The organism is Amycolatopsis bullii (genome assembly GCF_014654205.1).
Classification (GTDB): Bacteria; Actinomycetota; Actinomycetes; order Mycobacteriales; family Pseudonocardiaceae; genus Amycolatopsis; species Amycolatopsis plumensis.
Genome location: NZ_BNAW01000041.1, coordinates 15,560 through 27,816, shown reverse-complemented (window position 1 = coordinate 27,816; position 12,257 = coordinate 15,560). Strand labels below are relative to the sequence as shown.

The following is a 12,257-nucleotide window of genomic DNA, read 5'->3' as shown; positions in this document are numbered from 1 at the left end:
GGTGGCCGCCGGGGACGTCGTCGTCGGCTCCCGGTTCGTCATCCCGGAAGCCGAGTTGAGCGAACGCTTCTCGCGGTCGTCCGGTCCCGGCGGTCAAGGCGTCAACACGACGGACTCGCGGGTCGAGCTGTCGTTCGACGTCGCCGGGTCGCCGTCGATCCCCGAGCACCTGCGTGAGCGCGTGCTGGCCGCGCTGGCGTCCCGGCTCGTCGACGGCGTCTTGACGATCGCGGCCAGCGAACACCGGTCCCAGCTGCAGAACCGCGAGGCCGCGCGGGGGCGGTTGGCCAACCTGCTGCTCGACGCGTCGGCCCCGCCACCTGCCAAGCGGCGCCCCACGAAGCCCTCGCGGGGTTCGAAGGAGCGCCGCCTGGCGTCGAAGAAGCGCCGGAGCGACGTGAAGAAGGGCCGCTCCGGCCGCTTCGACGACTAACTCAGGGACAAGTGCACGCACTCCCCGGCGGGCCGGTAGCCGACGCGGGCGTAGACGGTGCCGATCCCCAGGTCACCGGGGGTGAGGAACGCCGTGTGCGCACCGGCCTCGTGCACTTCGCGGGTGAGGTGCGCGGTGAGCGCCGCGGCGATCCCGCGGCCGCGGTACGGCTCGAGCACGGCGATCCCGGCGATCTCGGTGGTGCCGTCGACGATTTCGAGCGCGAGCCCGCCGCCGACCACGGCTTTCGTCCCGAGATCCTCCGCGAGCAGATGCCGCACGCTGGTCTCGGCTTTCAGGTGCTCGACCTCGTCGTCGCCGACTTCCGCGGGTTCGCCGAACGCGGTGTTCTGCGCTTCCCGCATGCGCCGGACGTCCTCGTCGGACTCCGGTGCGCGCAGCCGGATCCCGGCCGGAGCCGGCCTGCTGACCCGCTCGGACGGCGCGCACGTCATCAACGGCACCCGCCGTTCGAGCGCGTACCCCGCTTCGACCAGCAGTTTCTCCAGTCCGGGAGCGACGTCGGTGAAGTACTCCAGCCGCGGGAGCAGGTCCCGCCGCCGGTAGGCCGCGGTCAAGGCGTCGATCTCGGCCGGCGTCGGCTGGGCGCCGTCGTCCGGGATCGCGTAGTTGAGCATCGGGTGCGGGTTCGGCGAGTAGGTGGCGAGGAACGGGCCGACCTGCTCGGTCTCCCGGCCGCGCGGTGCCGTCGCGCGGACATAGGCCTGTATGGCGGACATGTGAGCCTTTCGAAGGGCACGTCAAGGAATCGCAGCCCCGGATCGGGGCATGCGGGCGGTTCGCCGGGCGTCGGGCCTAGCGGGGGCCGACGCCGGGGACGGCGCCAGGCATAGGCGGTCATTCCTTGAGTCGAGCGGGCTCTTCACGGCCATGGTCGCACGGCCGGCAACCGGTTTGTTCCGAACGGACCGCACTGTCCACAATGGATGCTGTGGACAACCCTGTGGATGAATTCTGGGGACAAGTGGGAAAACGTTGTGGGGCAACGAAAAGCGGGAAACCGCCCTGTGTACTACTCCGCGGCGAGTTCGCGCGCCTGCTCGAGCAGTTCCTGGAGGTGCAGGCCGCGCCGGACGTCGCAGGGGTGCGTCGTCGTGCCGCTCGCGATCATCGCCGCGAAATCGTCCAGCAGGGCGGTGTAGGACTCCTGCGCCGAGCCCGGTTTGCGCCCGAGCGTCCGGTAGCCGTGCTCGCCCCAGACCGCGACCTCGACGACGGTCGGTTGCACCGGCAGCCGCAGCGAGAGCGTGGCGGTGCTGATCACGCCACCCTCGTGGGCCAGCATCAGGTGCCAGAGGTCGCCGGGGCTCTGCCGGGCCGCCACCACCCCGGTGATCGGCCCGAGTGCGGCGTCGAGCATGTCGAGCGCGTGCGGGCCGATGTCGAACAGCGCGCCGCCGTCCTCCTGCCGCCACTCGGAGGCGGCGAACTGGCCGCCGAGCAGGGCGCCGGACAGCCAGCGCGCGCCGCCGCCCGCCCAGCCGCCCGCCTGGGCGAGGCCGGCGAGCCACTCCTGCGTCTGGGCGGAGTAACGCAAGGTCAGCACGACGAGCGCGGCCACGTCGGCCGCCGCGACCGCGTCGGCCAGCCGCCGCGCGCCGTCGAGGTCGGCGGCGATCGGCTTCTCCAGGATCAGGTGTTTCCCGGCCTCGGCCGCCCGCACGCCCAGCTCGGCCTGGATCGCCGGGGGAACGGCGAACGCGACCGCGTCCACCTGCTCGAACAGCTCCTCGACGCTGCCGGCGGTGGCCGCGCAGTGCGTCTCCGCAAGCGTTTGCGCCGCCTCCGGCCGCCGGGCCCAGACCGCGGTCAGCGCCGTGCCGGGGTGATCCGCCAGTCCGGGCGCGTGGATCGTCGTCGCCCACGGGCCGGCGCCGATCAGGCCGACGCGCAGCTGTCCGTCCGCGATGAGCTGTCCCACGGCCCGCAGTCTAGGTGTGTCGGTGACCAGCCGGAGCTTCGCCCCGGGCCGGGGGCTCCGCCACCCGGAACCCCCGAGGGATCTCCGTGTCGCGCCGGAACCGCACCTGCAGCGAGCGTCCGCCTGGTTAAAGTGCCTGCATGATCGCCTCCCGGTTCGCCGTTGTCTGCGCCCTCCTGTTCGGTGCCGCGTTCGTGGGTGCCGCACCCGCTTCGGCGGCTGGCACCGACGGAGCCTGCCCCGAGGGCGGCGGCGTGACGGTGGTCGTCGACTTCGGCGACCTCGGCCCGCAGCCGCTGGTCCGCTGCGCCACCGGGACGCCGGCGAACGGCATCGCCGCCCTGCAGGAGGCCGGGATCGAGGTGGCCGGCTCGCAGAAGTACGGCCTCGCGGTGGCGTGCCGGATCAACGGCAAGCCCGGCCCCGACGTCGAGTCCTGCGCGGGGATGCCGTCGGCGACGGCGTACTGGAGCTACTGGCACGCCTCCGCCGGGGGCAGCTGGACGTCGAGCCAGGAGGGCGCGCAGACGGCGAAACCGGCTCCGGGCGGGTTCGAAGGGTGGGCGTTCGCGCGGCCGAAGTCGGCGAACGACCTGCCGACGCCGCCGCGCGTGCCGCCGGTCCGCCAGGTCTCCTCGCCCGCGCCCGCCGCCTCTGACCAGGGCAGTTCGTTCCCCTGGGGCCTGGTCGCCGGGGCCGTCGTGATCGTGCTGGTCGGCGGCGCCGGGATCGTCGTCGCCCGGCGTCGGCGTGCCCAGTAGGGCGCTGCACCCCGGCGCCTGGTGGGCGTGGGCGCTCGCGCTGGCCGTCGCGGCCAGCCGGACGACGAACCCGCTGCTGCTCGGCCTGATCATCGCCGTCGCCGGGTTCGTCGTGGCGAACCGGCGCAGTGACGCGCCCTGGGCGCTGGCGTTCCGGCTGTACGTCTACGTCGGCGCGCTGATCGTCGCCTCGCGCGTGTTGTTCCGGATCCTGATCGGCGGGGACGACGGTGGGCACGTGCTGTTCGCGCTGCCGCGCATCCCGCTCGCCGCGGGGTTGTCCCTGTTCGGGCCGACGTCGGCGGAGGAGCTGCTCGGCGGCTTCTACGACGGCCTGCGGCTGGCGACGATGGTCGTCTGCGTCGGCGCGGCGAACGCCCTGGCCAACCCGAAACGCCTGCTCAAGGCGGTGCCGGGAGCGTTGTACGAGGTGGGGACGGCGGTGACGGTGGCGTTGACGGTGGCCCCGCAGCTCGTCGAGAGCGTGCAGCGGGTGCGGCGGGCCCGCCGGCTGCGAGCGGGGCGGAGTCGCGGGCTGCGGGCGGTGAAGGGCATCGTGGTGCCGGTGCTGGAAGACGCGATGGACCGGTCCCTGCGGCTGGCGGCGGCGATGGACTCCCGGGGCTACGGCCGCCGGGAGTACCTCGGGACGCGCCTGCGGGTGCTGATCGCGGCCTGCGTCCTGGCCGGGCTGGTCGGCGTGTGCGTCGGCGTCTACGGCGTGCTCGACGGGACGTCGTCCTGGCTCGGGGTGCCGCTGCTGGCGGCCGGGCTGGTCGTGGCGGTCGCGGGCTTCGTCCTCGGCGGGCGCCGGGTGCGGCGGACGGCGTACCGGCCCGACCCGTGGCGGTGGCCGGAGACGCTGGTCGTCGCGGCCGGCGTCGGGGCGTGCGCGCTGCTGTTCGCGACCGCGCGGATCGACGCGGGCCGGTTGTTCCCGTCGCTGAGCCCGCTGCGCTGGCCGGAGGTGTCCTGGGTGCACGCGGTGTCCGTGCTGGTCGCGGTGCTGCCGGCGTTCGTGGCGCCCCCGGTTCCGGAGGTCGTGCGGTGATCGAGTTCTCGCAGGTCACGGTGACCTACCCGGACGCCTCGCGGCCGGTGCTGTCGGACGTGTCGCTGCAGATCGACGAGGGCGAGTTGTGCCTGGTCGCGGGGCCGACAGGAGCGGGCAAGTCGACCTTTCTCGGCGCCGTCAACGGGCTCGTCCCGCACTTCACCGGCGGGCGGCTGTCCGGCCGGGTGGTCGTGGGTGGTTTCGATACGGCTGCTCACCCGCCGCGGGAGCTGGCGTCGGTCGTCGGCGTCGTCGGGCAGGACCCCCTCGCGGGGTTCGTGACCGACACCGTCGAGGAGGAACTCGCCTACGCGATGGAGCAGCTGGCGGTGCCGCCGGACGTCATGCGCAAGCGCGTCGAGGAAACCCTCGACCTGCTGGGCATCGCGGAGCTGCGCAACCGTCCACTCCGGACGTTGTCGGGCGGGCAGCAGCAGCGCGTCGCGATCGGTTCGGTGCTCACGGCGCACCCGTCGGTCGTGGTCCTGGACGAGCCGACGTCGGCGCTGGACCCGACGGCGGCCGAGGACGTGCTCGCGGCGATCACCCGGTTGGTGCACGACCTGGGGACGACGGTGATCGTCGCGGAGCACCGGATGGAGCGCGTGGCCCAGTACGCGGACCGGCTCCTGTACCTGCCGGGCGACGGCTCGGTGCGGTCCGGGCCGCCGGCCGAGATCCTGGCGACGTCGCCGATCGCACCCCCGATCGCCGAGCTCGGGCGGCTGGCGGGCTGGTCGCCGCTGCCGCTGTCGGTCCGGGACGCGCGGCGGGTGGCCGGGCCGCTGCGCGCGCGACTCGCGGAATTGTCGGTGGTGGGTCGTAGTCTCTCGGTGACCGGTTCGGCACTGGATGTGAGAGGGGTGGTGGTCCGATACGGAGATGTCCTGGCGGTGCGCGGGGTCGACCTGCGTGTCGGACCGGGAGAGGTGGTCGCGCTGATGGGACGCAACGGCTCCGGCAAGTCGTCGCTTCTCTGGGCGGTGCAGGGCAGCGGCCCGAGGTCGGCGGGGAAGGTCGACGTCGGTGGCGTGGACCCGGCGTCGCTCAAGCCACGAGTGGCCCGTCAGCGCGTCGCCCTGGTCCCGCAGACCCCGGCCGACCTGCTGTACCTCGATTCGGTGGACGCCGAGTGCGCACAGGCGGACACCGAGTCGGAGGTACCGGCGGGAACGGCCCGGGCCCTGCTGGACCGGCTCGCCCCCGGAATCGCCGGTGAAGCGCACCCCGGCGACCTTTCGGAAGGGCAGCGACTGGCGTTGGTGCTGGCGATCCAGCTGGCGTCGGCCCCGCCGGTGGTGCTGCTCGACGAGCCGACCCGCGGCCTCGACTACCACGCAAAACGGCGCTTCGCGGCAGCCCTGCGAGAGCTGGCCTCGCAGGGCCACGCGGTAGTGCTGGCCACCCACGACGTCGAGTTCGTGGCCACGGTGGCCGACCGCGTGGTGGTCCTGGCCGACGGCGAGGTGGTAGCGGACGGCCCGACGAAGCAGGTGGTCGTCGCCTCACCGGCGTTCGCCCCGCAGGTGGCCAAGATCCTGGCCCCGGAGCGGTGGCTGACGGTGGACGAGGTAGCCGAGGCACTGGCATGAGGGCGAGGGAGAGGGAGAGGGAGGAGGGGAGGGGGCGGGGGCGGGCGGGGGGCCCAGGGAAACGAGCGCGCGCCGCCGCCGCCGATGCTGCTCGGCGGGTCCGTGGCCGTGCTGGCTTGCGGATCGCGGCTGGCGGTGGCTGGAGTGTGCCGAGCCGCGCCTGGCCTGGCCCGTTGATCACGGGTGTCGTCCGACCGGTGTCTCGCCGCGCCTGTGCTGGCTTGCGGGCAGGGGTCGGTGGTGACTGGCTGGTGCGTGGCTGCGGCTGTGCTGCAGTTGCGGCGCGGGCCGGTGCGCCCGCCGTGTGCCGAGCCCGGGCTTTGCCAGGCCTGCGGGTCGAGGTTGCCAATGACCCGAGGGTGCCGAGCCGCGCCTGGGCTGACCCGCGGGTCATGGCCGCTGATGTCCCCCGCGCGCCCAGCCGCTCCGGCGCGCATTCGGCCACCGCTCAGCGCCGAGGCGAAACTCCGCCAGTCACCGCCATCACCCGCGAACCGGCGGCGGTGACCCCGGCATGACCGACTTCCTCACCCCGCCGCCTCGCACGATCCGCCTGACTCCGCGGCCCGCGCTGGTCCTCACCGTCGCGAGCCTCCTCGGGCTGGCCATGTTCTGCTGGCCCCTGCTCACCCATCCCCAGCCGACCGCGGCCGCGCACAGCGCCGATGCGCCCTTCGTCTTCATGGCGAGCCTGCCGGTGCTGATCCTCGTCGTGCTCGCCGAGCTGTCCCGCGGGGGCATCGATGCCAAGGCGCTCGCGCTGCTCGGCGTGCTCTCGGCTGTCAACGCCGGGCTGCGGCCGCTCGGCGCGGGCACCGGCGGGATCGAGCTGGTCTTCTTCCTGCTCGTCCTCGCCGGGCGCGTCTTCGGGCCGGGCTTCGGCTTCGTGCTCGGCTCGACGTCGCTGTTCACCAGCGCGCTGCTCACCGCCGGGGTCGGGCCGTGGCTACCGTTCCAGATGCTGGCGTCGTCGCTGATCGGGCTCGGGGCCGGGCTGCTCCCGCGGAAACCGCGCGGGAAAGGCGAGATCGCCCTGCTCGTCGGCTACGGCGTCTTCGCGGCCTACTTCTTCGGGATGCTGATGAGCCTGTGGTCGTGGCCGTTCCTCGCCGGAGACTCCACACAGCTCGGCTTCGTGCCCGGTGCGCCGCTCCTTGACAACCTTCGCCGGTTCGCGGCGTACACCGTCCTGACCTCGACGCTCGGCTGGGACACCGGTCGCGCGATCACCAACGCGGTCGCCATCGTCCTGCTGGGGCCCGCCGTCCTGGCGGTGCTGAGGCGCGCCGCCAGGCGGGCCGCCTTCGAGGCGCCCGCGACCTTCGACCGAGGTCAGCTGTAGGAGTAGAAGCCGCGGCCCGTCTTCTTGCCGAGCAGGCCCGCGTCCACCATGCGCAGCAGCAGCGGCGGCGACGAGTACAGCGGCTCCTTGAACTCCGCGTACATCGAGTCCGCGATGGCCTTGATCGTGTCCAGCCCGATCAGGTCGGACAGCCGCAGCGGACCCATCGGGTGGGCCGTGCCCAGCTCCATGCCGCGGTCGATGTCCTCGGCCGAGGCGAAGCCCGACTCGATCATGCGGATCGCCGAAAGCAGGTACGGCACCAGCAGCGAGTTCACGATGAACCCGGCGCGGTCCTGCGAACGGATGACGGTCTTGCCCAGCGCCGTCGTCGCATGCTCTTCCGCGCGGCGGGCGGTCTCGTCGCTGGTCAGCAGCGAGGGCACCAGCTCCACCAGCGGCAGCACCGGCACCGGGTTGAAGAAGTGGATGCCGACCACCTGCTGCGGCCGGCTCGTCGCCATGCCCAGCTTCATGATCGGGATCGACGACGTGTTGGACGCGAACAGCGCGTCCTCGGCCTCGACGATCTTGTCCAGCTGGCGGAAGACGTCGACCTTCGCCTGCTCCTGCTCGAGGATCGCCTCGATGACCAGTTCACGGTCGGCGAACTCGGCGATGTCCGTGGTGAACCGGACCCGCGCGAGCGCCGCGTCGGCGTCCTCGGTGGTCAGCTTGCCGCTCTTGACGCCGCGTTGCAGCGACTTCTCGATGCGCGCCCGGCCCGCGTCGAGCGCCGGCTGGTTCACCTCGGTGATCACGACGTCCAATCCGGACCGCGCGTGCACCTCGGCGATGCCGGACCCCATGAGGCCCGCCCCGACGACTCCAACCCGACTTACCACCGGCTCACTCCTTCGTCCGCTTCGCGACCCGCATGTTTTGCAGGCAGCACGCAGCGCGCGAGGGCGGATGCCGGATGGGCACCACCCTCGCGCGGTTACGCGTGCTCAACGACGGTACTCGTCGTACCCGTCGTCGTACGGGTCTTCATACCGGCTGTCGACAGGTTCCTCGTGGTGGTTGTCACTGGAGGAGTTACTCGACAGCTCGCGCTGCAAAGCATCGAAGTCGGTCTCGTGCGAGCTGTATTTGAGCTCACGCGCCACCTTCGTCTGCTTGGCCTTAGCCCGGCCGCGCCCCATGGCTCGACCCCCTCGCACAGGGGCGGGGCGGCCGGGGGAATCGGCGGCCCCGCATCGTCTCGACAATTCTTTCCTGCTCACACCGTACCGTGTCCGGGGGGTTCGATGCGACGTGGCACGGTGTGCCGGTCACGACAGTGTTCCCCGGACACCGGTTACCGGCCGGTCGGTGGCGATCGGCGCAGGTAGACGTGCCACGATCTACCCGTGCTCCGTCCCTTCGTGGCTTACCTGCGGGTGTACGAACCCCTGCTCGCCCTGGGCGATCCGCCGGACGAGCGGCTGCGTGCGGCCGTCGCGGCGGCGAAGCTGAGGCGGACGGACGCGGGGGCGCGCGAGCAGGCCATGTGGCTCAAGTCACAGGTGGCCGCCCCGCGGCGGCTGCTGCCCGCCGAGCTCGCCGACGGCCGTCCGGCGCCGAGCCTGCTGACCGACGTCCTGGTGCTCGACCCCGAGGACGTGCCGGGCGGCAAGGCCGAACACGGTCCGCTCGTCTGCCCGCTGGAACTGCGTGCCCGCTCGGCGGCCGCGCTGGTCACCTTCCTCGGCGACGCGCACCCGGCGCTGAAGAACGTCGTTCTCGACGAAGGCGGCTTCACCCAGGAGACGATCCGCGCCCGCACGAAGTCGGCGATGGTGGACCTGAGCACGTCGGCGGCGCACACGTTGTCGACCACCTGGACCGTCCCGCTGCCGTGGTTCGTGCTGATCGAGCCGGAGGAGCGGCGCTTGGTGCTCGGCAACGGCCGCGCCGACCCGCAGCGCGAACTGTCCTGGCGGGCGACGCTGGCCGACGCGCAGCACCGCGCCCGCGAGGCCGGGGAGCTCCTGGAGCAGACGTTCGGCGACTCCGGGCCGGGCCGCGTGCTATTCGAGACGCGCCGCTGGCTGGACAACTTCCACGCGGATTCGGTGGTCGAGCTCGACTACGGCGGCCTGGTGCAGTTGTTCACGGACCCGGTCCTGGAAGCCGACAACACGGCCGACGAGGTCCACGACATCCTGGACGCCCTGCGCTCGGGCAACGTCGAGGAGCTGGCCGAGCTGTTCTCCGACCTGCGCGAGTTCTGGGGTGACGTGGCCGCCCGCGAGCGCGCCAACTAGTGGACAACCGGGCGCCCCGGCGACTCCTCCGGCCCGAAACTGTCGGTGCCCGGCGGTAGCGTGGAAACGGGGGCTGCTCAGTCGCGATCCGCAGCCGGCGGGAGCCAGCGGCATCCGGCGGCGCGGCAGGCGGACGGCAGGCCGAGCGCCCCGCGCAGCGGCACCCAACCAGCGGTCAGCGCAGCTCCGGCACCCGGATCTCGCCCACCGGCTGCCCGCCACCCGAAACCGGCGGCTGCGCCAGCTCCTCGAGCCCGGACACGTCCACCCCGAGGTACCGCAGCGCCGAAACCGCCAGTGGCGCGCAAGCCCGCTTCGCGCCGTCGTCCATCTTGATCGCCACCGCGAACCCGTCCGGCAGGGCGAACGCCTGGACCCCCTCCGCGCCCGCCTTCGCGATCAGTCCCTCCACACCGGACATCAATGCCGTGTCCTCGCGGCCCGTCCCCGCCACCAGCCACGGGTGCGCCCGCATCGCCGAAGCCACCTCCGCCGACGGCCCGTCCACCGCGCTCGCAATCCGGCCGAACGCGCGAGCCAGCCCCGTCAGGGAAAACGCGAACAACGGCGCGCCGCACCCGTCGACACCCGTGTGGGCGATCGGCTCGCCCGTCAGCGAGGACACGGCAGCGGCGAGCGCCTGCTGCAGCGGATGGTCCGGCGCGGAGTACCCGGCCACCGGCCAGCCCGCCCGGACGCACGTCGTCAGCATCGCCGTGTGCTTGCCCGAACAGTTCATCATCACCCGCCGCGGCTCGGCCGCGTCGCGCATGCTCGGGACGTGCAGTGGGAAGTCGGGCGGGCAGGCCAGGTCGCGCTCATCCAGGCCGGCGGCCGAGAGCAGCTCCAGCACCCGCTTCACGTGCCCGGGCTCGCCCGAATGCGACGCGCACGCCAGCGCCAGGTCCTCGCCTGTGAAGTCCAAGCCCGCCCGGAGCATGCCGACCGCCTGCAGCGGCTTGTTCGACGACCGCGGGTACACCGGCGAGACGACGTCTCCCAAAGCCAGCCGCGCGGCGCCTTCCGGGCCGGTGATCACAAGCGCGCCCCGGTGGACGCTTTCGACGAAACCCGACCGCACGACTTCGGCGAGCACGGGGTTGGTCACTCGCCGCGGCCGCCTTCGTTCTCCAGCAGCTCGTCCACTGTGGCCGATCCCTGCTGGTAGCGCTTCGCGATCTCCGCGTTCAGCGTGTCCATCACGCCCTGAACCTCTCGGCGGAACGACGACACCGACAGCTCTTCGCGGGCGTACGTGTCCAAAGCGGAGGCGAGCTTCTCGTCCGACAGGGACCCGACGTCGGTCAGGTCCGTGTCGCCGATCAGGGCCTCCGCGTGCCGCCGGTGCTCGCCCGCACGGGAGGGCTCCAGCTGCTGGTGACGACCCGAGCCCGCCGCCGGCCCCAGCGCGTTGTCGGCCAGGATCGTCGCCAGCTGGTCGACGATGCTCGCTTCGCCGCCCGAGCTGCGCCGGGCCTGCTCCGCGCGCACGATGTCGATCCGGGCGTGCAGCAGACGGCGCAGGTAGGACAGGTCGGTCTCTTCCTGCGCGGCTTCGTCGCGCCGCTCGCGCAGCACGTTCAGCGGCAGTTCACCCAGGCCGCTGAGGTACCCCGGGCCGAGCACGCGGTCGATCCGCCGCCTGCCACCGGGCCGCACTTCGATCACAGCGCAGTTTATCCCGGTTGAGCGTGATCTCGCTGTCAGGGGCTTTCGTTCAGCCACGGAGTTGCGCCGCTGCCGCGCGCCCCGGCGCGGGCTGTTCCGCGGGCACCGAATCGGGGTCGATCGCCGCCTGGACGAGGTTGTCCTCCGACCCCGCCAGCAGCTCCGCTCCCACCGGCGTCGAGCGCTTGACCAGCGCCAACGCGATCGGGCCGAGCTCGTGGTGCTGGATCACCGTGCCGATCCGGCCGACCGTCCGGCCGTCGAGCAGCACCGGGTCGCCGGTCTCCGGGGTCACCTCGGGCGAGCCGTCGAGGTGCAGCAGGAGCAGGTTCCGCGGCGGACGTCCCACGTTGTGGACCTTCGACACCGTTTCCTGGCCGCGGTAGCAGCCCTTCGCGACGTGCGCGGCCGAGCCGACCCAGCCCACCTCGTGCGGGATCGTGCGGTCGTCGGTGTCGACACCGAGCCGCGGGCGCACCGACTCGACACGCAGCGCGTCGAACACCCAGCTGCCCGCCGCGCGGGCGCCGGCGTCGGTCAGCCGCTTCCACCAGTCCACCAGCGCGGCGCGGGGCACCGCCAGGTCGACGCTCCACCGGCCCGGCCAGGGCATCCGCCGCGCGAACCCGCCACCCGGCAACGCCGCCACCGCGTACGGCTCCGGGCCGACTTCGGCGCCGACCGCGCTCAGCACGCGTTCGGCGTCCGGGCCGAGCACGGTGAGCAGCGCGAGCTCGCCGGTCGCGTCCCGGATGTCCACCTTGGACCAGAACTTCATCGCCTCGAGGTACTCGTGCAGCGTCTGCGGGCCGCCCTTGGGCAGCGCACTGGTGACCTTCGAGCCCGGGTCCGAGTCGAGGTACACCGTGCCGTCGAGGTGCGCGACCACCATGTGCGTCTCGACGCGGCCCTGGCTGTCGAGCACCAGCGCCTCGGTGCCCGAGCCCTCGGCCAGGCCGGTCACGTGCTGGGAGATCACCAGGTGCAGCCACGAGAGCCGTTCTTCGCCGGTCACGGCGAGGAACTCGCGGTGCGAGCGGTCGATCACGACCACGCTGCGCGAGGCCGTGCGCTGCTCCGCGAAGGGGTCTCCCCAGTGCCAGGGCACTCCGGCCTCGGGGTGCACAGTGTCTGACTCGGGGGGAGGGATCGATCCGGGCACGTCCAGCAGCGGCGAGCGGTACGGCATACCACCCAGCCTAGGTGAGTACCGTGT

13 protein-coding genes are annotated in these 12,257 nt (G+C 72.7%); 6 read left to right on the top strand and 7 right to left on the bottom strand.

The genetic code is table 11. The features are described from left to right. Position 1 precedes the first annotated feature (1 nt). A complete protein-coding gene (gene arfB / locus IE317_RS32880) occupies positions 2-433 on the top strand; it encodes an alternative ribosome rescue aminoacyl-tRNA hydrolase ArfB (protein ID WP_191315259.1) in 432 nt (143 codons plus the stop codon). Here the strand turns inward: arfB and IE317_RS32875 are convergent. Both IE317_RS32875 and IE317_RS32870 read right to left on the bottom strand, forming a co-directional pair. Beyond that, the gene (locus IE317_RS32875) at positions 430-1,173 is read right to left on the bottom strand and encodes a GNAT family N-acetyltransferase (protein WP_191315258.1); all 744 of its coding nucleotides are present in this window, start codon (positions 1,171-1,173) and stop codon (positions 430-432) included. The genes arfB and IE317_RS32875 overlap by 4 nt on opposite strands. 293 nt (positions 1,174-1,466) lie before the next feature. Further along, on the bottom strand, positions 1,467-2,375 hold the full coding sequence (locus IE317_RS32870) for a Gfo/Idh/MocA family protein (protein ID WP_191315257.1): 909 nt from the start codon (positions 2,373-2,375) through the stop codon (positions 1,467-1,469). A 140-nt stretch (positions 2,376-2,515) separates the two neighbouring features. Here IE317_RS32870 and IE317_RS32865 point away from each other — a divergent pair, with 140 nt between their 5' ends. The 4 genes from IE317_RS32865 (at position 2,516) to IE317_RS32850 (ending at position 7,124) form a co-directional block, all read left to right on the top strand. Beyond that, complete coding sequence (locus IE317_RS32865) at positions 2,516-3,136, top strand: hypothetical protein (protein WP_191315256.1); 621 nt, start codon at positions 2,516-2,518, stop codon at positions 3,134-3,136. Continuing rightward, positions 3,126-4,187, top strand: a complete 1,062-nt coding sequence (locus IE317_RS32860) for a CbiQ family ECF transporter T component (RefSeq protein WP_191315255.1) — start codon at positions 3,126-3,128, stop codon at positions 4,185-4,187. The genes IE317_RS32865 and IE317_RS32860 overlap by 11 nt, the downstream gene beginning before the upstream one ends. Further along, the gene (locus IE317_RS32855) at positions 4,184-5,782 is read left to right on the top strand and encodes an ABC transporter ATP-binding protein (RefSeq protein ID WP_191315254.1); all 1,599 of its coding nucleotides are present in this window, start codon (positions 4,184-4,186) and stop codon (positions 5,780-5,782) included. Before IE317_RS32860 ends, IE317_RS32855 begins: the two co-directional genes overlap by 4 nt. 514 nt (positions 5,783-6,296) lie before the next feature. After that, positions 6,297-7,124, top strand: coding sequence for an ECF transporter S component (locus IE317_RS32850; RefSeq protein ID WP_191315253.1), 828 nt, complete (start codon positions 6,297-6,299; stop codon positions 7,122-7,124). Here IE317_RS32850 and IE317_RS32845 read toward each other — a convergent pair. Both IE317_RS32845 and IE317_RS32840 read right to left on the bottom strand, forming a co-directional pair. Then, the gene (locus IE317_RS32845; protein WP_268246926.1) at positions 7,115-7,969 is read right to left on the bottom strand and encodes a 3-hydroxybutyryl-CoA dehydrogenase; all 855 of its coding nucleotides are present in this window, start codon (positions 7,967-7,969) and stop codon (positions 7,115-7,117) included. The two genes, IE317_RS32850 and IE317_RS32845, sit on opposite strands and share 10 nt — an antisense overlap. A 105-nt stretch (positions 7,970-8,074) precedes the next feature. After that, positions 8,075-8,269, bottom strand: a complete 195-nt coding sequence (locus IE317_RS32840) for a DUF3073 domain-containing protein (RefSeq protein ID WP_043775821.1) — start codon at positions 8,267-8,269, stop codon at positions 8,075-8,077. 207 nt (positions 8,270-8,476) lie between these two features. Between IE317_RS32840 and IE317_RS32835 the strand changes: the two genes are divergently transcribed. Further along, positions 8,477-9,373, top strand: coding sequence for a hypothetical protein (locus IE317_RS32835; RefSeq protein WP_191315252.1), 897 nt, complete (start codon positions 8,477-8,479; stop codon positions 9,371-9,373). Between the two features lie 175 nt (positions 9,374-9,548). Here IE317_RS32835 and IE317_RS32830 read toward each other — a convergent pair whose 3' ends face one another. From IE317_RS32830 to ygfZ, 3 genes are read right to left on the bottom strand one after another with little or no spacing between them, the layout of a single operon-like run. Then, positions 9,549-10,481: an asparaginase gene (locus IE317_RS32830; RefSeq protein WP_191315251.1), complete on the bottom strand. Its 933-nt coding sequence runs from the start codon at positions 10,479-10,481 to the stop codon at positions 9,549-9,551. Beyond that, a complete protein-coding gene (locus IE317_RS32825) occupies positions 10,478-11,041 on the bottom strand; it encodes an RsiG family protein (RefSeq protein ID WP_191315250.1) in 564 nt (187 codons plus the stop codon). Before IE317_RS32825 ends, IE317_RS32830 begins: the two co-directional genes overlap by 4 nt. Before the next feature lie 49 nt (positions 11,042-11,090). Beyond that, complete coding sequence (gene ygfZ / locus IE317_RS32820) at positions 11,091-12,230, bottom strand: CAF17-like 4Fe-4S cluster assembly/insertion protein YgfZ (RefSeq protein WP_191315249.1); 1,140 nt, start codon at positions 12,228-12,230, stop codon at positions 11,091-11,093. Positions 12,231-12,257: the final 27 nt, after the last annotated feature.